This window comes from Pseudomonas sp. Lb2C2 (assembly GCF_052112205.1).
GTDB classification, from domain to species: domain Bacteria; phylum Pseudomonadota; class Gammaproteobacteria; order Pseudomonadales; family Pseudomonadaceae; genus Aquipseudomonas; species Aquipseudomonas kilonensis.
The window spans coordinates 372,615-390,229 of the sequence record NZ_JAUTYW010000003.1; the positions used below are offsets into that span (position 1 = coordinate 372,615).

The window sequence follows — 17,615 nt, forward strand, 5'->3', positions numbered from 1 at the left end:
GCGATGAGTAACGACGATCGTACCCAGTTCATGCCGACGCCCGGTGGCCGTGGTGGAGATCCCTTCCGCCCGGACGCTGGCCGGCCACAGCCGACGCCTGCGCCTGCGCCGCTGTCGATTCCGGCCGCGCCGGTGCTGACGGGCAAGGCCGAGGGCCTCAACCCGCTGGAAAGCGCCGCCGGCCCACTGCTGGCCCTGCTGACGCGCCTGCGCAACACCATTGCCCACCCGGCGCCGGCCAGTCTGCGCGCACAACTGCTGGCCTACCTGCGCCAGTTCGAAGAGCGCGCCGAGGCCGCCGGCGTGGTGCGCAACGATGTGTTGCTGGCCCGCTACGCCTTGTGCACCGCGCTGGACGAAGCGGTGTTGAGCACCCCGTGGGGCGGCACCAGCGATTGGGGCAAGCAAAGCCTGTTGATCACCGTACACAACGAAGCCTGGGGCGGCGAGAAGGTGTTCCAGCTGCTGGAGCATTGCCTGCAAAGTCCGCGCGAGCGCCTGTATCTGCTGGAGCTTTTGTACCTGTGCATGTGCCTGGGTTTCGAAGGGCGCTACCGGGTGATGAACGACGGTCGCAGCCAACTGGAAGCGTTGCGTGAGCGCACCGCCGCCGTCATCCGCAGTGCCCGTGGCGATTACGAGCGCGAGCTGTCGCCGCACTGGCGCGGTGTCACTGTGGCCCGTGATCGACTTGCGCAATTCATGCCGCCGTGGATCGCCGTGGCCATCGGTGCAGCCCTGTTGCTGGCGCTGCTGTTCGGCCTGCGCATGAAACTGGCCTCCGATGCCGAGCCGGTGTTCAAGAACATTCATTTCCTCGGTGAAATCCCGGTGCAGACCATCGACCGTCCTGTGGTGCAGCCCAAAGTGATCGAGCGCCCACGCCTGGCCGGCTTCCTCGCCGATGAAATCCGCGCCAACCGCATTGCCGTGGAAGACGCCGTCGACCGCTCGGTGGTGACCATCCGCGGCGATGAACTGTTCGCCTCGGGCAGCGCCAGCATCAAGGACGATTTCCAGCCGCTGATGCTGCGCATCGCCGATGCGGTGCGCAAGGTCAAGGGCCAGGTCCTGGTCACCGGGCACAGCGACAATCGCCCGATCGCCACCCTCCGGTTCCCGTCCAACTGGGCGTTGTCCGAAGCGCGGGCGCAATCGGTGCTGCAAATTCTCTCGGCCAAGACTGGCCAGCCCGAGCGCTTCAGCGCCGAAGGCCGCAGCGACACCGAGCCGTTGGCATCCAACGCCACCACAGAGGGGCGTGCGCGCAACCGTCGGGTTGAAATCACAGTATTGGCGGAGGGGGTCGAGTGAAGGCGTTTTTCAGTTTTATGACCCGCTGGGTCATCCCATTGCTGGGGCTGATCGCCCTGAGCCTGATCATCTGGTTCGTTGGCCCGCTGCTCGATTGGCTGGTGCCCGAAGGCCGCCGCTGGGCCTTGATCATCCTGGTGTTTGCGGTATGGATCGCCTACCGGGTATTGCGCATTATCCAGGCGCGCCGTCAGGCCGCCGAAGTGATGCGCAGCCTGGCCGCGCAAACCCCACCGGACCCGACCAGCATCGCCACCGCTGAGGAGCTCGAAACCCTGCGCCAGCGCATGGACGAAGCCTTGGCCCTGCTCAAGAAAGCCAAGCTGGGCGGAGACGAGCGCCGTAATCTCTACGAGCTGCCGTGGTACGTGATCATCGGCCCGCCGGGTTCGGGCAAGACCACCGCGCTGGTCAATTCCGGGCTGCATTTCCCACTGGCCGCGCAACTGGGCGCCGGTGCCGTACGCGGTGTCGGCGGTACACGCAATTGCGATTGGTGGTTCACCGACCAGGCGGTCCTGCTCGACACCGCCGGCCGCTACACCACCCAGGACAGCGACGCGACCATCGACAAGGCCGCCTGGCTGGGCTTCCTTGGCCTGTTGAAAAAACAACGGGCCCGGCGCCCGATTGATGGCGCGTTCATCGCCATCAGCCTGTCCGACCTGCTGCTGGGCAGCGACGCCGAGCGCGCCGCCCATGCCGCCGCAATCCGGCTGCGGATCCAGGAGCTGTACACCCAACTGGGCGTGCGCTTCCCGATCTACCTGATGCTGACCAAGCTCGACCTCGTGCCCGGATTCATGGAGTATTTCGATACCCTGAGCAAGGAAGAGCGCGCCCAGGTCTGGGGCATGACCTTCGCCCTGGACGATGGCAAGAGCAGCGACAGCCCGCTGGCGCACCTGCAAAGTGAGTTCACCGGCCTTGAGCAGCGCCTCAACGACCGCTTGGTGGAACGCCTGCAACAAGAGCGCGACCCGGCGCGGCGCGATCTGATCTACGGTTTCCCGCAGCAGTTCGGCGCCTTGAAAGATTGCCTGCAAAGCTTCCTCGAAGGCGTGTTCAAACCCAACGCCTTCGAAGAGCGTGTGTTGCTGCGCGGCGTGTATTTCACCAGTGGCACCCAGGAAGGCAGCCCGATCGATCGCCTGATCGGTTCCATGGCCCAGAGCATGAACCTGGATCGTCAGCACCTGGCGCGCCAGACCGGCACCGGGCGCAGCTACTTCATCGAAAAACTCTTCACCGCCGTGGCCTTCGCCGAGCGCGGGCTGGTGGGTGTCGATCCGAAAGTCGAGCGACGGCGCAAGTGGATCGCCCGCGGCGTTCTGGCCTCCACCGTGGTGCTGGTGTTGGTGGTCAGCACGTTGTGGTGGGTCAGCTACCGCGCCAACCAGGCCTACATTGCCCAGGTCGACCAGAAGGTCGCGCCATTGGGGCAAACCGTGCAGAACCTCAGCCCGGCGCAACGCGACGTCCTCGCCGTGTTGCCGTTGCTCAACGCCGTGAAGCACCTGGCTGACGACGCACCGAGCTGGGCCGAAGGCCTGGGCCTGTACCAGGGCGACATGCTCGAAGCCGAGTCTGGCAGTGTCTATCGCAAGCTGTTGATCGCGGTGTTCGCGCCACGCTTGCTGACGCGCATCGAAGAGCAACTGCACAGCGGTGGCAATTCGGATTTCCTCTACGAAGGCTTGAAGGCCTACCTGATGCTCGCCGACACCGAGCATTACGATGCCGACTTCATCAAGGCCTGGATCGCTCTGGATTGGGATCGCAGCCTGCCGCGGGATTTGCCGGCCGAGCAGCGCCAGGCCCTGACCGCGCATTTGCAGGCGCTGTTCGAGCGGCGTCCGCCCCTCGCGCGCCTCGACCCACGCCTGGTCGAAGACCTGCGCCGCCAGTTGCAGCAATTGCCGGTGGCCCAGCGGGTCTATGACCGCATCAAGCGCCAGAAACTGCCCGAAGGTATCCCGGACTTCCGCATCAACGAAGCCGCCGGGCGTGATGCGGCGCTGGTGTTCAGCCGCAAGAGCGGCAAGCCATTGGGCGAGCCGCTGAGCGGGTTCTTCACCGTCAAGGGCTATCGCCAGGGCTTCCTGCTCACCAGCCTGAGCCAGACCGGCACTCTGGCCGAAGAGCAATGGGTGCTGGGCCACGAAGAGGCCGATCAGCAGAACGTCGCCAGCCTGGCCGCCGATGTGCGTCGCCTGTACTTCCAGGACTACCTGCGCCAATGGGACGCCTTGCTGGCCGACATCGACTTTGTGCCGATCACCAGCGTGGCCCAGGCCGCCGATGTGCTGCGGGTGATTTCCGGCCCGACCTCGCCGTTGAAAAAACTGCTGGTGGCGGTGGCGAAGGAAACCGACCTGCAACAGGATGAACGCCTGCTGGCCGCCCAAGGTGCGCCGGTAGAAGGCGGTGTGGACAAACTCAAGGAACGCCTGGGCAGCTTGCTCGGCCAGGAGCAGGCGACGCAAAACGCACCGGCGCAAAGCGATGACCCGATCACCGCGCACTTCGCCGAGCTCAACAGCATCGTCAGCAAAAGCGAAGGCGAGCCGGCGGTCATCGACGGTCTGCTGGCGGACATGAACGCCCTGTACGTGCAGGTCAGCGCCATGGTCGGTGCCAGTGGCGACGCCTTGCTCGGCGAAGCCAAGAACCAGGCAGCCGCCGCCGCTACGCGCGTCAGCCTTAATGCCGAACGCCAGCCGCCGCTGGTGCAGGGTTTGGTCAAGTCGGTGGTCAACTCCACCACCAACAGCATGATGGGCGGGGTGCGCAACCAACTGAACGCCGCCTGGACCAGCGAAGTGGTGAACATCTATCGCCAGTCCCTGGCCGGGCGCTATCCGATGTCGCCAGGCAGTGCGCGGGACGCGACCCTGGATGACTTCGGCCAGTTCTTCGGCGTCGGCGGGGTGATGGACAACTACTTCCGCAAGTACCTGCAACCCTACGTCGACACCTCGACCCCAACCTGGCGCTGGCAGCCGGGCGCGGCGCAGAAGCTCGGTATCGCCCCTGGCGTGCTGCAGACCTTCCAGCGCGCGGCGACCATCCGCGATGCGTTCTTCCGTTCCGGCGGCACGCAGCCGATGGTCCGTTTCGAGCTCAAGCCGGTGGCGATGGACTCGACCATCACCCAGTTCCTGCTCGACCTCGACGGCCAGCAACTGAGCTACGACCACGGCCCAAGCCGCCCGACCGCCATGCAGTGGCCGAACCCGGGCAGCATCGGCGTGGTGCGGATCTCGATCATGCCGCCGTCGTCCAGCGGTCGCTCCGGCATCACCCTGGATGGGCCGTGGGCCTGGTTCCGGCTGCTGGAGCAATCGGACCTGACCGCCGGCAACTCGCCGGACCGCTTCAACCTGCGGCTGCGGGTCGATGGCGCCAGCGCCTCTTATGAGCTGCGGGCCAATAGCGCCTTCAACCCATTCAAGAGCCGGGTGCTCAGCGGCTTCAGCCTGCCGGAGCGGCTATGAGTACACCGGGCTTCTATGGAAAGTTGGCCAGCCGCGGCGATTTCGTCAGCCGTGGCTTGCCCCAGAGTTTTATCGGCCCGTGGGACTCGTGGTTGGCGGCGGGTTTGCTCGCCAGCCAGACCAACCTTGGCGAGCGCTGGCTGGATGCCTATCTGGTCAGCCCGCTGTGGCGCTTCATGGTCGCGCCGGGAGTGTGTGGCCCGGACGCCGCGGTCGGCGTGGTGATGCCGAGCATCGACCGGGTCGGTCGTTATTTTCCGCTGACCGTCGCGATGCTGCTGGAGCCCGACGCGGACCCAGCGTCGGTGGTGGGCGGTGCGGACGAGTGGTTTGAGCGAGTCGAGAACCTGTTGCTGAGCACTTTGAGTGTGGAGGCCAGTTTCGAGGCGTTCAACGAACAGCTGGAGACCCTGGGCTGCCCGATGTACCTGCCGCGCACGCCGAGCAGCCGCTTCGCCAGCCTGCATCGCTTCGATGCCACCGACCCGCAGCGGCGCATGAGCGCCCTCGCCGAGGCGGCCTGCGAAGGCGCGAGCCTGTGGTGGGGCCAGGGATCGGAACGCATTGCCCCGGGTTTGATGCGCTGCCAGGGACTGCCGGCGGCAGCTGATTTTGCGCAATTTTTGCTCGGCCAAGAAGGTGTTGTGTAGATGCGTCCAAGTGCCGGAAAAGCAATCAAGTCTGCAAGCAAGAGCCATGTCGGGATGGTCCGCCAGGTCAACGAAGACGCCTGCCTGGACCTGCCGGAAAACGGCCTGTGGGTCGTGGCCGACGGCATGGGCGGGCACGCGGCGGGCGACTACGTCAGCAGCCTGATCGTCGACAGCCTGCGCAGCATTGCCGTGGGGCGTTCGCTGGACGAATACGTCGCGGCGCTGCAAAGCGACCTGCTGCGGGTCAACGCCGCCGTGCGTGAAGAAACCGCCAACCGTGGCGTGACGATGATGGGCAGCACCGTGGTGGTGTTGGCCGCCCGCGACCTGCGCGGCATGTGCCTGTGGGCCGGTGACAGTCGTTTGTATCGCCTGCGCGACGGCGTGCTCGAAGGCATCTCCCGGGACCACAGCTACGTCCAGGATCTGCAGGATAGCGGCCTGCTCAGCGAAGCCGAGGCGCGGGTGCATCCGCGGGCCAACATCGTTACCCGGGCCATTGGCGTCGAGGCGCAACTGAACCTGGCGCTGACCGAGTTGCTGCTGGTGCCCGGCGACAGTTACCTGTTGTGCAGCGACGGGCTGACCAAGACCGTCGAGGACGATGAAATACGCGAGGTATTGAGCCACGACGAGCCCGGCGAAATCGCCAGCAGCCTGGTGTCCCTGGGCCTGATGCGCGGCGCGCCGGACAACATCACCGTGGTGGTCGTGAAGGTGCCGTCATGAGCTTGACCCTGAACATTGTCATCCCCGGCTACGACATCGAAGGGCCGATCGGTGAAGGCGCGATGGCCAGCGTGTACCTGGCGACCCAGCGTTCGCTGGAACGCAAGGTGGCGTTGAAAGTGATGGCCGCAGCCCTGGCAGCCGACCCGACCTTCTGCGAGCGTTTCCTGCGCGAAGGCAAGACCCTGGCGCGCCTGTCGCACCCGCACACCGTCACCATCCATGACATCGGCAACGTCGGTGAGCTGTACTACATGGCGATGGAGTACCTGCCCAACGGCACGCTCAAGGAACGCATCGCCGCGGGCCTGACGCCGGAGCAGGGCCTGACCTACATCCGCCAGATCGCCTCGGCCTTGGGTTATGCCCACGGGCTGGGTCTGGTCCACCGTGACGTCAAGCCGGCCAACATCCTGTTCCGCGCCGATGGCACGGCGGTGCTTTCGGACTTCGGCATCGCCAAGTCCCTGGACGACCGCACCCAGTTCACCCAGGCCGGCTTCGCCGTCGGCACGCCCAGTTACATGAGCCCGGAACAGGCCCGTGGGCAAGACATCGACGGCCGCGCCGACCTGTATGCCCTGGGCGTGGTGCTCTACGAAATCCTTGTTGGCAAACTGCCGTATACCGGCAACGACGCACTCTCCACGGCCCTGGCGCACCTGACCGAACCGTTGCCGGAACTGCCGGTGCACCACGGCCGTTACCAGGACGTGTTGCGCAAGCTGCTGGCGAAGGATCCGGCGGAGCGTTTCCCGGATGCGGCGGCGTTGCTGCGGGCGTTGGATAACCTGCCAGACGAGTCGGCGGAAGCGACGCTGATCCGGCCGTTGTCGTTGCAACTGCCGACCACGCCGCCTGCGGTGGATGATCTGGCGGGCTTGACGCCCATGTCCATCGACATTCCCAGCGGCCCGGCTTACTCACCACCGCAGTCAACACCGCAGTCCAAACCCGTTGCGCCGCCGATAAAACCGACGATTCAATCCTCGGTGTCGGAGCAACGCAAGGGGCCGGTGTTCGCCCTGGCTGCCGTTGCGGTCGCCGTGGCGCTGGCGCTGGGTGGCGCGGGTTATTGGTGGTTGTCCGGTGATGACGGCAAAGACGCGAAGACGCCAGTGGCCACGACCACCTCGGTCAAGCCCCCGGAAGTGAAGCCGCCCAAGGCCCCGGAAGTGCCAGCGGTCAAACCGCCCGTTGCCCCGCCGGCTCAGCCGCCCGTGGCGACCGAGGCCGATGGCGGCCAGCGTCCGCTGTTGATGGCCGGCAAGAAAACCTTGTTCCAGCGCGTGCTCAGCAAACCGGGGGCGAAGCTCGCCGATGCGCCGGGCGCCGCACCGGGCAAGGCGCTGCCGGCGTTTTCCGTGCTGTACGTGTATCAGCGCAAGGACGTCGACGGCGGTTCGTGGGTGCGGGTCGGCGCAGCCACCGATGGGCGCAGCGACGGCTGGTTGCCCGCCGCCCAGGTCAGCGACTGGAAGCAAAGCCTGGTGCTCAAGTTCACCGAACGTTCCGGCCGTGCGCCGGTGATGTTCCTGCGTCAGGCCGGCGAAGTGGAAAAGCTCTTGGCTAACCCTTCGGCGGCCAGGAACGTGTTGCTCAAGGCCCAGCAGAGCCCGCAGGAGGACCAGCAAGTGCTGGCCCTGGAGCCGGCCGCCAGCGCGGTGCCGCAGAGCCAGTTCTACCTGTTGCCGATTTTCGATTCCCGCGAAAGCCTGGATGAAAACGGCCAGCCGGTGCAGTTGCTGAATGTCGCGTCGATCGACCCTGGCAACACCCCCAAGGCTGCGAGCAACACGCCGATCACCACCGCCAATGCCGACGCGTTCCGCACGGCCGTGGTGCTAGTGGTGGACACCACCGTATCGATGCAGCCCTACATCGACCAGGTGCGCGACGTGGTCCACGAACTGCAAACCCGCATCGCCGAGCGTGGCGAGTTGGACAGTGTCAGCTTCGGCATGGTGGGTTTCCGCAGCAGCATCAAGAAAACCCCGGGCCTGGAATACGTCGCCAAGACCTTGATCACCCTGGAGCAGGGCCGCGACCCGCAACGCTTCATGGAGCTGGCACGACAGGTCAAGGCATCGACGGTGTCGAGCCATTCGTTCAACGAAGATGCGTTTGCCGGGGTCATGGAAGCCGTCGAAGGCATGGACTGGTCCGGTTACGGTGGGCGTTTGATCCTGTTGGTCACCGACGCCGGGGCCCTGCGCAAGAACGATCCATTTGCCGCCACGCAAATGAACGAGGCCGAAGTGCGCCAGGCGGCGCTGGGCAAGCAGATCAAGATCTACGCCCTGCACCTGCTCAGCGACGCCGGCAAGAAAACCCACGGCGGTGCCCAAAGCCAGTACCGCACCCTGACCGCCGACGCCAACCCGCAGATCGGCGACCTGTACATTCCGGTGCCGGGCGCCGATGTGCGCAAGTTCGGCGAGCGCGTCGACGAGATCGGTTCGGTGTTTGCCGACCTGGTGCATCAGGTGCGCAGCAACAAGGCGCAAAGCGTGCCACTGCTCAGTGCCGCGCCGAGCCTGGCCGACAAATCGGCCGCGGTTGGCTACGCGATGCACATGGACTTTTTGGGGCGTAAATCCGCCAGCCAGGCGCCGCAACTGGTCAGCGCCTGGACCGCCGACCGCGACCTGACCAACCCGGCGCTGCCGGCGTTCCAGGTCTGCGTGATGCTGACCAAGCTGCAACTCAACGACCTGCAGCAGTCGCTCAAGCTGATCGTCGACGCGGCCCGCAAGACCCAGAGTTCGCCCAAGGATTTCTTTCAGGAAATCGCCAGCGCCAGTGCCTACATGAGCCGCGACCCGTCGGCCCTGCGCAAGGGCGGCAACCTGGCCGACGGCGGGATTCTCGGCGAGTACCTCGAAGGGCTGCCGTACCGCAGCAAGTCGCTGAACATGACCCAGGACCTGTGGCTGTCCTTGAGCGTGGCCGAGCAGGAAGATTTCATCGACGAGCTGGATTCGAAAATCCGCCTCTACGAAACCTTCCACAACGACCTCGCCAACTGGGTGCGCTTCGGCGATGCCGAGCCGGGTGACGCCTTGTACCGTGTTCCGTTGTCGACGCTGCCGTGATGCTGATCCTGAACGCCGTGCATAAAAGCCGGGGCACCGGCAGCCAGCGCTACAGCCTGGTGATTCCACGGCTGCACTTGCGCGGCGGTGAACAACTGGCGGTGGTCGGTCCCAGCGGCTGCGGCAAGAGCACGCTGCTGGACTTGCTGGCACTGGTGTTGGCGCCGGATCAGGCCGGCCAGTTCGACTTCACTCCGGCCGACAAGCCGCTGGACATCGCCAAATTGTGGCGTGCGTCGCAACAGGGCACCTTGGCCGAGCTGCGCAGCCGTTACCTGGGTTATGTTCTGCAAACCGGCGGCCTGTTGGGCTTCCTGGACGTGCGCGGCAACATCGCGTTGTCGCGCAAATTGCTGGGCTTGAAGGATGACGCAAGCGTGACGCGCCTGGCTGGGCAGTTGGACATTGCCGATCAACTGGACAAAAAACCGGCGGACTTGTCTGTCGGCCAACGTCAGCGGGTCAGCTGTGCCCGGGCGTTGGCCCATGGGCCGCGCCTGCTGCTGGCCGATGAGCCGACCGCCGCCCTCGACCCGCTGAACGCCGAGCGCGTCATGCAGTTGCTGGTGGCCCAGGCGCGCGAGCACGGCGTCTGCTGCGTGATCGCCACCCATGACGAGGCGTTGGCCCGTGCCAGCGGTTTGCAGGTGCGGCGCATCAGTTGCCGTCGCGACGTCGACGGCGGTGTCACCGCCACCCTCGGGGAGGCTTGCTGATGCGCGGCGCGCTGGTGGCTTCCCTGGCCTGGCAGGATTACCGCAACGATGCCTGGCTGTCGGCCTGCTCGGTGTTGGCTTTGGTGGCCGTGGTGGCGCCGTTGCTGGTGCTGTTCGGCCTGAAGTTCGGCTTGGTCAGCAGCCTCACCGAACGCTTGCAGAACGACCCGGCCACCCGGGAAATCATTCCCTTGGGCGGCGGTCGCTTCAGTGCCGAGTTCGTCGAACAATTGAGCCAGCGCGGCGACGTGGCCTTTGCCTTGCCGCGCACCCGGCAGATCGCCGCCACGGCAGATTTGAGCGGCGATGCGTCGCTCGTCACGGTCGAGATGATTCCCACCGCAGCCAGCGATCCCTTGTTCGATCACTTGCCGGTGCCGCAAGGCCTGGATCAAGTGGTGCTCAGCCAGACCGCCGCTGAAAAGCTCGGCGCCAAGGCCGGCGATTGGTTGCAGGCCAGTTTCGGTCGGCAGGTGGCCGGTCGCAGCGAGGCGCAGCGTACCCGCGTGCAGGTGTTGCACGTGCTGCCATTGGAAGCCTTCGCCCGGGACGGCTTGTTTGCGCCGCTGGCGTTGCTGGAGGCGGCGGAGGATTACCGCGACGGCCGTGCCGTGCCCGCGTTCGGCTGGCCGGGGGATGTGGTGGGCGTGGCCGGGCAACGGGTCTACCCGGCGTTTCGTTTGTACGCCCGCAGCCTCGGCGATGTCGAGCCGCTGCGGCAGTATTTCGCCGGGCAAAACCTGTTGGTATCGACCCAGGCCCAGACCATCGCCCAAGTGCAATCGCTGAGCCGCAATCTGTCGATCGTGTTCTGGATCATCGCCGGGTTGGCCTTGGCCGGCGCGTTCGCGGCGATCTTTGCCGGCGCACTGGCGGCGGTCGAACGTAAGCGCCGGGAGCTGTCGGTGTTGCGCCTGCTGGGGGTTTCCACCGCGGCGCTGTTGTTGTTCGTGGTGTTGCAGGCGCTCTACAGCGCCACACTTGCGGCCCTGCTCAGTGCTGGCCTGTATGGCCTGGCGCAGTCGGGCCTGAATTATTTATTTGCGCAGATGCCCGGTGAATACGCCAGTCATCTGTTGGTGCGTCACTACACCTTGGCCCTGGTGGCCGTGCTCGGCGTCAGTGCCGTCGCGGCGGCTTGTGGTGGCTGGCGGGTGGCGCGCATCCAGGCGTGTGAAGGAATTCGCGATGTATAAGTTATTGGGCGCCGCCGTGGCGCTGAGCCTCGCCGGTTTGGTCTGGGCTGATGAGAGCACGGACAAGCTGGACAACCCCAAGCCACTGCCGGACGACGTCAGCCTGCCGCTGCCGTGCGAAGGCCAGATGGTCTTCCGCTACGTCTACATCCTCGCCCAGGGCACCCTGGACGACCGCGAGATCAGCCTCGGTTACCCGTTCAGCGAAGGCGAGGCGGGCTATCAACAGTCGTTCATTTCCGGCTACCGGCGCGACTTCATCAACGGTCAGTTCACCCTCAAGGACCTGCCCAAGGACTGGAACAAGACCATCACGCCGTTGATGCCCAAGACCGACGCCAAGACGCCGCTCAAGCCGATGCTGTACTTCATCGGCAAGTACGAGGTCACGGCCCGGCAATACGCCCAGGTCATGGCCCAGGCGCAATCACTGGCCAGCGGTGAAGCGGCGCCGGCCTGCGAAACCTTGCAAGCCGATTTGCCCCAAGGCGTGGCAGGGCGGTTGCCCAAGGTGAAGCTGTCGAGGTTCGAGGCCGAGCGCTTCTCGGCGGTGTACAGCGCCTGGCTGATGAAATACCACAAGGACCTGCTGCCGGTGAGTGGTCGCGGTACTTCCGCTGAAGACGGTGGGCTGGGTTTTGTGCGTTTGCCGACGGAAGTCGAGTGGGAATTCGCCGCTCGTGGTGGGCAAGCCGTCAGCCGTCAGGACCTGGAAGGGCGCCTGTTCCCGAGGCGCCTGGAAGGCAGTGAAAGCGACGGGCCGCTGGCCGATTGGGCGGTGTTCAACCAGGTCGCCGGTGGCACCGGCCAGGCGGCGCGGCTGATGCCCATCGGCACCAAGTTGCCGAACCCGATTGGCCTGTTCGACGTGGTGGGCAACGCCGCCGAGATGGTCCAGGAATCCTTCCAATTGGTGCACGCCGGTCGCCGTCAGGGCGCCTATGGCGGCTTCGTGGTCAAGGGCGGCAACTACCTGGAAGGCGAGGGCACGCTGTTCACCGGCATGCGCCGCGAATACCCGCTGTTCGCTGCTGACGGCACCGAACAAAGCAACGAGACCACCGGTTTTCGCGTGGCCGTCGGTGCTTTGTCGGCGCCGCGTTCGCGCTACAAGGAGTTGTTTGCCCAATGGCAGAAAGAAGGTCGGCTCGCGTCGCTGACCGATGCCATCGACGATGCCGACGACCCGACCAAGCGCCTGGACAGCATCATCGCCGCCAGCGTCGACCCGCGCCTGCAAGCCGAGCTGGGCCTGGTCAATGAAGAGCTCAAGCGCAACGTCTCGCTCATCGCCCAGCAGCGCGAGGAAGCGGCGGGCAACCTGATTCAGTCGTCGGCCCTGGTGGCCGAGACGGTCAACAACTACAACATTCGCCTGACCAATCTGCAGAACAGCCGGCAAGTCGCCCTGGACGCCAAGGACGAGGCCAGTGCCAAGCTGTTCGCCACCGCCATCGATAATGGCCGCAGCGCGCTGGATGGCGCGGTGGCGATTTATATCGACAACCTGGCGACCGGCACGCGCTACACCGATGCCGTGATCCAGGCGCAGTTTCAACGCATCAAGGAAGAGTTGGAGCGCAAGCCGGTACTGGGCAAGAGCCTGGTGGCTCGCGCAACGTTATTCGTTCGTCATGTCGGGGATTATCGTCAGCAAAAACGAGCCGACCCGGCGGCGATATTGAAGGAATTGCTCGCATCGAACGCTCAGCGGTCTTGAGCGTTCGTTGTCAGCGAGCTTGGAAGGGACTCAGGCGGCGATAGCGCCGCGCTGAGCTGGTCAACACTTAAAAGAGAACACAACTATGCTTTTCTCCCGTAAACCTTTGGCTTCGGTTTCCAAGCGTCACTTGCTGATGGTCGCTGTCGGCTTCAGCACCGTACTGACCGGCTGCGCCACGTCGCCGACTTCCAAAGTCGCCTCGAGCACCAAGGTCGAGTACTACCCGAACTGCTACGAGCCGGTGCAGCACCTGCGCTCCACCGAAGGCAACATGACCAAGTCCGTGGTCACCGGCGCTGCCGTCGGCGCGGTCGGTGGTGCACTGCTGGGCGTCCTGACCGCCGATAAGGAAGACCGTGGCCGCAACGCCGCCATCGGTGCCGCGGGCGGCGCCCTGGCCGGTGGTGCAGCCGGTTACTACACCGAGCGCCAGAAGCAGATCGCCGATGACAACATGCGCATCGCCTCCTACGCTGCCGACGTCAGCAAAAGCGCGTCGGACATCGACCGCAGCACTGCCTACGCCAAGGCTTCGCAGCAGTGCTACCAGAGCGCGTTCAGCAAACTGGTTGCCGACCGCAAGGCCAAGACCGTCAATGACACTGAAGGCCGCAAGCGCCTGGCAGAAATCGTCGCCGGCCTGAAAGAGTCGAACGACCTGATCGTCGCGGTCAACGGCAAAGCGTCCGAAGACCTGAACAACTACACCCAGGCTTACGAGAAAGACCTGCAGCAAGTGGGTGTGCAGCGTACTGACGTGGTGACTGTGGCCACTGCCGATACCACGCAGGTTGTGGCGCAGACCAGCACCAAGACCAAGAAGAAAGTGACGCCGGCGAAGAAGAAAGAACTGCCAACCGTGCCTAAAGAAGCGGTCGCCACTGAGAAAACCTTGCAGGACGCCAAGGCCAAACAGGATCAAAGCAAGCAGGTCGCCAGCGCTGGCACCACTCAGGTCAACAGCATGTGCAAAAACCCGGACCTGGGCGACTGGGCACCGGTGCCTTGCCCGAATGTTTGATTGAGTGAGGGCTGCTGCTCGTTGATCAGCAGCCAAAAACCTGTGGGAGCGAGCTTGCTCGCGATAGCGCTGGTTCAGTTGGCATTAATGTCGACTGATACACCGCCTTCGCGAGTGAGTTCGCTCCCACAGTTGTTTCTGGGTACATATCCGTTGTTGCGGTAACGGCGGCTTAGGGTTCCGCCCTGACGGCGGGTCACTTTTGAAGAGCGCAAAAGTAACCAAAACGCTTTTGCCCCACCACTTGGTGCCTCGCTTAGGCTCGGCATGCCCTCACTCCGACATTGCTCCGTGGGCCCGCCGCGAAGGGCCATCCATGGCCCAGCGCGGCTATCCCGGCATCCATGCCGGGATGCCCACTCCACAATGCCTGCGTTCGGCCAGCGTGGTTAACGGGGCGCGGAGATCAACGTCCACCGCGAGGCGGCCTAGTAGCCGGCCTGGCTCTTGCGGTCGTACACCTCTCAGATCTGTTTGAGCAGGACCTGTGGGAGCAAAGCTTGCTCGCGAGGCGGCCTAGTAGCCGACCTGGCTCTTGCGGTCGTACACCCCTCAGCTCTGTTTGAGCAGGACCTGTGGGAGCGAGCTTGCTCGCGAAGGCGTCGGTTCAGCTTGCATCATTGTTGCCTGACACTGCGCTATCGCGAGCAAGCTCGCTCCCACAGTTGTTTTGGGTTGACTGTGGTATCCGCGACAGCCCAATTTCCCCCTGTGGGAGCGAGCCTGCTCGCGATGGCACCGGTTCAGCCTGCATCAATGCAAAGCTCTACCCCTTGACTCCAGGCGCCGCCATCTCCTTCGTTTCCAAATGATCCAACGCCCGCTCAACCAACAACTGCACCCCATCGGCCATACGGCTGATAGCCAGGGCGACACAGCGGCGTGAGTCATCCACGTCGTCAGCCAGGTCGGCGGCGATGGTGCTGATGGAGAGCAGGTCTTCGGAGGCGTTGGCCAGCAGGGTTTCGGTGTCGATGTGGGGGGCGACGATGAACAGCTTGGTGCTGTCGGGTTCTGGCGGTGAGGCGGGTTTTGGGTTGAGGTAGTAGTCGAGGGCGCGGGTGGCGGCGTCATCGAGCTTTTTTTCTTCCTGCGCTTGGACGCGGGATTTGTGGCCGTTTTGCGGCGGATTGGGAGTGACCTTGAACATATTATTTTTCCGGTATTGGGGCTGACATCCTCTCGCTTGCATTCGAAAAGGGTGGCAACTGTGCGTAAGTGTGCAAGACCGGCCCGGAGTATCCGGCAGACCCGAAGGTCTCCCACGCACAGTTGCCATAACGGGGCGCGAGCATAAAAAAATGCTCGTCCAATAGCTATAACCAATTGTGCTCCAGGTCGGACTTGCACGTCCGTGTCACCGTTTTTTGGTGACGAACAGAGGTTAGCGGCCCACGCCCACCGCGCCTAGTTCATGAACAGCCCGGCGTGTTGAAGGAAATGTCCGAGGAACAGGAGGGCAAAAAGATCAAAGATCGCAGCCTTCGGCAGCTCCTACGGAAATCGATGTAGGAGCTGCCGAAGGCTGCGATCTTTTGATTTCTGGTTTTGTGACTTGGCAGTCATCTTTCGCGAAAATAGGCTGATCTTCCGCTAAAGCGATCCGATGATGGCGTTGCGCCGAAGAGTCGCTAAACTGCCAGCCATTCATCTTTCATCACGAGGCTGTGCCCATGAAATTTCGTTTTCTGCTGTGGATGCTGGGGTTGTTGATGGGCAAGGCCAGCCGGACCAATCCGGCGTTCCAGCAGCAGTTGGGCGACAAGGAGCTGGTGTTCCAGTTGCAAACCCTGGACGGCAAGGTCGCCCGGCATTTCACGGTGAAAAACCAGCGCATCACCAGCCAGTCAGGCACTTACCCGGAGCCTGCGTTCGCCATTGCCTTCAAGGACGCCGCCTATGGCTTCGCCACGATGCAGGCCAAGAACAAGCAACTGGCGTTCATGACGGGGATTCAGGACAAGTCGATCCAGATCAAGGGCAACCCGGCGCTGGTGATCTGGTTCCAGGGGTTGATGAAGTATCTGAAACCGAGGAAGCCTAAAGCCTAGTGATTCCCCTGTGGCGAGGGAGCTTGCTCCCGCTGGGCTGCGAAGCGGCCCCAAATGGATTGACGCGGTCCTCCAGGCGGATCGCGTCGGCAGGTTTTGCGTCTGCTGCGCAGCCGAGCGGGAGCAAGCTCCCTCGCCACAAAAGCTCAGTTGCCTGCGTCAGCGATCAGTGGCTGAACTGCGAAGCCAACTCCCGCAGCAACACTTCCGCCTCGAGCACTTTGCTGACTACGTCGTTGACCTTGTCCCGAGACAGGCCTACGCGCTCGAGCAATGCATCGGGAATTTCCTCGTCCGGGCCGGAACCGATCCCTCGCGAGCGCAGCAGGCGCACGGCCAGGCATACCAGGTTCGGGTAGGCGGCGTACTCGCCGTCGTAGTGCGGGTCGTGCTGGAAGCGCAGGGCGGTGGCCAGTTCGTCGGGCATGTCCCAGTAGCGCATCAGCCAGGCGCCGATCTGCTCGCGACTGATGCCCAGCAGGTGCTGTTCCACGTAGCTGTGGCAAAGGTGCGGGTTGACCTCCAGGTGCCGGCAGATCAACGAAAAGTGCGGCGGGAACACGTGGGCCAGCAGCAGGTAACCGAAGTTGTGCAGCAGGCCGGACAGGTAGGTCAGGCCGCCTTCGGGCCGCTGGGCACGCGGCATGGCGCGGGTCAGGCCTTCGATGACGGCGGCGGTGTAGATCGACTGGTGCCAGTACGGCGTGGTGTGTTGCGGGTGGTCCTTGGGTAGGCTCAGGGTCTTGCCCAAGGCCAGGCCCAGCGCCAGGTTGATCACCAGGTCGAAGCCCAGGACCCGCACGATGGCATCTTCCACCGAACGAATCTTGCCGGGTGATGCGTAGTAGGGCGATGCCGCCCAACTCACCACTTGCGCGGCCAGGGCCGGGTCGGTTTCCACCACGCCGGTGATGTCATCGATGGTCGCGTCCGGGTCTACCCGCAACTTGATGATTTTTTGTGCGGTTTCAGCCAGCGGCGGGATCTCGATGGTTTCTTCCAGCCGTTGCTGAATACGCCGGGCGGTGAACGCCTGCACAGCCTGGGTGATTTCCGCGCGGTCGTCGTGCGGGCGGTCCAGGTTGGGGGTGATGTTGCTCACGGGTTCACCGAACGTCGCGGCGCTGGCCTTGGTGAGCATGGTCTTGAACGCTTCGCTGGTGACTTCCAGCAACAGCCCCGGTTCGCCGGAATTGATCAGCAACTTCGGTTCGCGCAGCAGGCTTTCTTCGTACAGGCACGGCGAGCTGGTCAGCGCCGGGAGGCCGGGCAGCAGGCTCAGGCTGTGTTTGCCGAGCATGCGCTCCAGGCGTTCGGTCGGCACTGCCGTGAGTTTGCGACCAGTGAGTTCGGCCAGGCGGTTGAGGTCCAGTAGCTGGCTTTGCGGAAACAGCACCATGAGCGCGCCAACGGCATCGTGCAGCAACACCGCCTGCACTTTGCGGGCTGGGTTCAGGCCGGGGCGTTCGAGCACTTCGTCAAAGCCGATGCCCAATTTCTCGAGCAACAGCCGAATAACAGACGGAGCGTGCGGGGATTCGGGGACGAGGGCAGCTTCTGTCATGGTCTGTATCCGTTTTCCTACAAGTTGGTCAGTATAACCAGCTTGTCCGGTACGCG

12 protein-coding genes are annotated in these 17,615 nt (G+C 64.1%); 10 read left to right on the plus strand and 2 right to left on the minus strand.

Annotated features, from left to right (window positions below):
- The first annotated feature begins 3 nt into the window (after nucleotides 1–3).
- From Q7F16_RS09925 to tagQ, 9 genes are all read left to right on the plus strand, one after another.
- Nucleotides 4–1,314 carry a DotU family type VI secretion system protein gene (locus Q7F16_RS09925; protein ID WP_409555723.1) on the plus strand — a complete coding sequence of 437 codons (1,311 nt, stop codon included), beginning with the start codon at nucleotides 4–6 and terminating at the stop codon, nucleotides 1,312–1,314.
- On the plus strand, nucleotides 1,311–4,811 hold the full coding sequence (gene tssM, locus Q7F16_RS09930; RefSeq protein ID WP_046064487.1) for a type VI secretion system membrane subunit TssM: 3,501 nt from the start codon (nucleotides 1,311–1,313) through the stop codon (nucleotides 4,809–4,811). The genes Q7F16_RS09925 and tssM overlap by 4 nt, the downstream gene beginning before the upstream one ends.
- The gene (tagF, locus tag Q7F16_RS09935; RefSeq protein WP_409555724.1) at nucleotides 4,808–5,461 is read left to right on the plus strand and encodes a type VI secretion system-associated protein TagF; all 654 of its coding nucleotides are present in this window, start codon (nucleotides 4,808–4,810) and stop codon (nucleotides 5,459–5,461) included. Before tssM ends, tagF begins: the two co-directional genes overlap by 4 nt.
- On the plus strand, nucleotides 5,462–6,193 hold the full coding sequence (locus Q7F16_RS09940) for a PP2C family protein-serine/threonine phosphatase (protein ID WP_046064486.1): 732 nt from the start codon (nucleotides 5,462–5,464) through the stop codon (nucleotides 6,191–6,193). It abuts the gene before it with no gap.
- Nucleotides 6,190–9,288 carry a serine/threonine-protein kinase gene (locus tag Q7F16_RS09945; RefSeq protein WP_409555725.1) on the plus strand — a complete coding sequence of 1,033 codons (3,099 nt, stop codon included), beginning with the start codon at nucleotides 6,190–6,192 and terminating at the stop codon, nucleotides 9,286–9,288. The genes Q7F16_RS09940 and Q7F16_RS09945 overlap by 4 nt, the downstream gene beginning before the upstream one ends.
- The gene (locus tag Q7F16_RS09950; RefSeq protein WP_046064484.1) at nucleotides 9,288–10,004 is read left to right on the plus strand and encodes an ABC transporter ATP-binding protein; all 717 of its coding nucleotides are present in this window, start codon (nucleotides 9,288–9,290) and stop codon (nucleotides 10,002–10,004) included. The genes Q7F16_RS09945 and Q7F16_RS09950 overlap by 1 nt, the downstream gene beginning before the upstream one ends.
- Nucleotides 10,004–11,200 carry an ABC transporter permease gene (locus Q7F16_RS09955; RefSeq protein ID WP_186649386.1) on the plus strand — a complete coding sequence of 399 codons (1,197 nt, stop codon included), beginning with the start codon at nucleotides 10,004–10,006 and terminating at the stop codon, nucleotides 11,198–11,200. Before Q7F16_RS09950 ends, Q7F16_RS09955 begins: the two co-directional genes overlap by 1 nt.
- A complete protein-coding gene (locus Q7F16_RS09960) occupies nucleotides 11,193–12,920 on the plus strand; it encodes a formylglycine-generating enzyme family protein (protein ID WP_014340874.1) in 1,728 nt (575 codons plus the stop codon). Before Q7F16_RS09955 ends, Q7F16_RS09960 begins: the two co-directional genes overlap by 8 nt.
- 85 nt (nucleotides 12,921–13,005) lie before the next feature.
- Nucleotides 13,006–13,944 carry a type VI secretion system-associated lipoprotein TagQ gene (tagQ, locus tag Q7F16_RS09965; protein ID WP_046064481.1) on the plus strand — a complete coding sequence of 313 codons (939 nt, stop codon included), beginning with the start codon at nucleotides 13,006–13,008 and terminating at the stop codon, nucleotides 13,942–13,944.
- Between the two features lie 766 nt (nucleotides 13,945–14,710).
- Here the strand turns inward: tagQ and Q7F16_RS09970 are convergent.
- Nucleotides 14,711–15,094: a DUF6124 family protein gene (locus Q7F16_RS09970; RefSeq protein WP_409555726.1), complete on the minus strand. Its 384-nt coding sequence runs from the start codon at nucleotides 15,092–15,094 to the stop codon at nucleotides 14,711–14,713.
- A 523-nt stretch (nucleotides 15,095–15,617) separates the two neighbouring features.
- On the opposite strand from Q7F16_RS09970, the gene Q7F16_RS09975 reads away from it, so the two are divergent.
- Nucleotides 15,618–15,995: a helicase gene (locus Q7F16_RS09975; protein ID WP_409555727.1), complete on the plus strand. Its 378-nt coding sequence runs from the start codon at nucleotides 15,618–15,620 to the stop codon at nucleotides 15,993–15,995.
- A 166-nt stretch (nucleotides 15,996–16,161) separates the two neighbouring features.
- Here Q7F16_RS09975 and Q7F16_RS09980 read toward each other — a convergent pair whose 3' ends face one another.
- On the minus strand, nucleotides 16,162–17,559 hold the full coding sequence (locus tag Q7F16_RS09980) for an aminoacyl-tRNA deacylase and HDOD domain-containing protein (RefSeq protein WP_409555728.1): 1,398 nt from the start codon (nucleotides 17,557–17,559) through the stop codon (nucleotides 16,162–16,164).
- Nucleotides 17,560–17,615 lie beyond the last annotated feature (56 nt).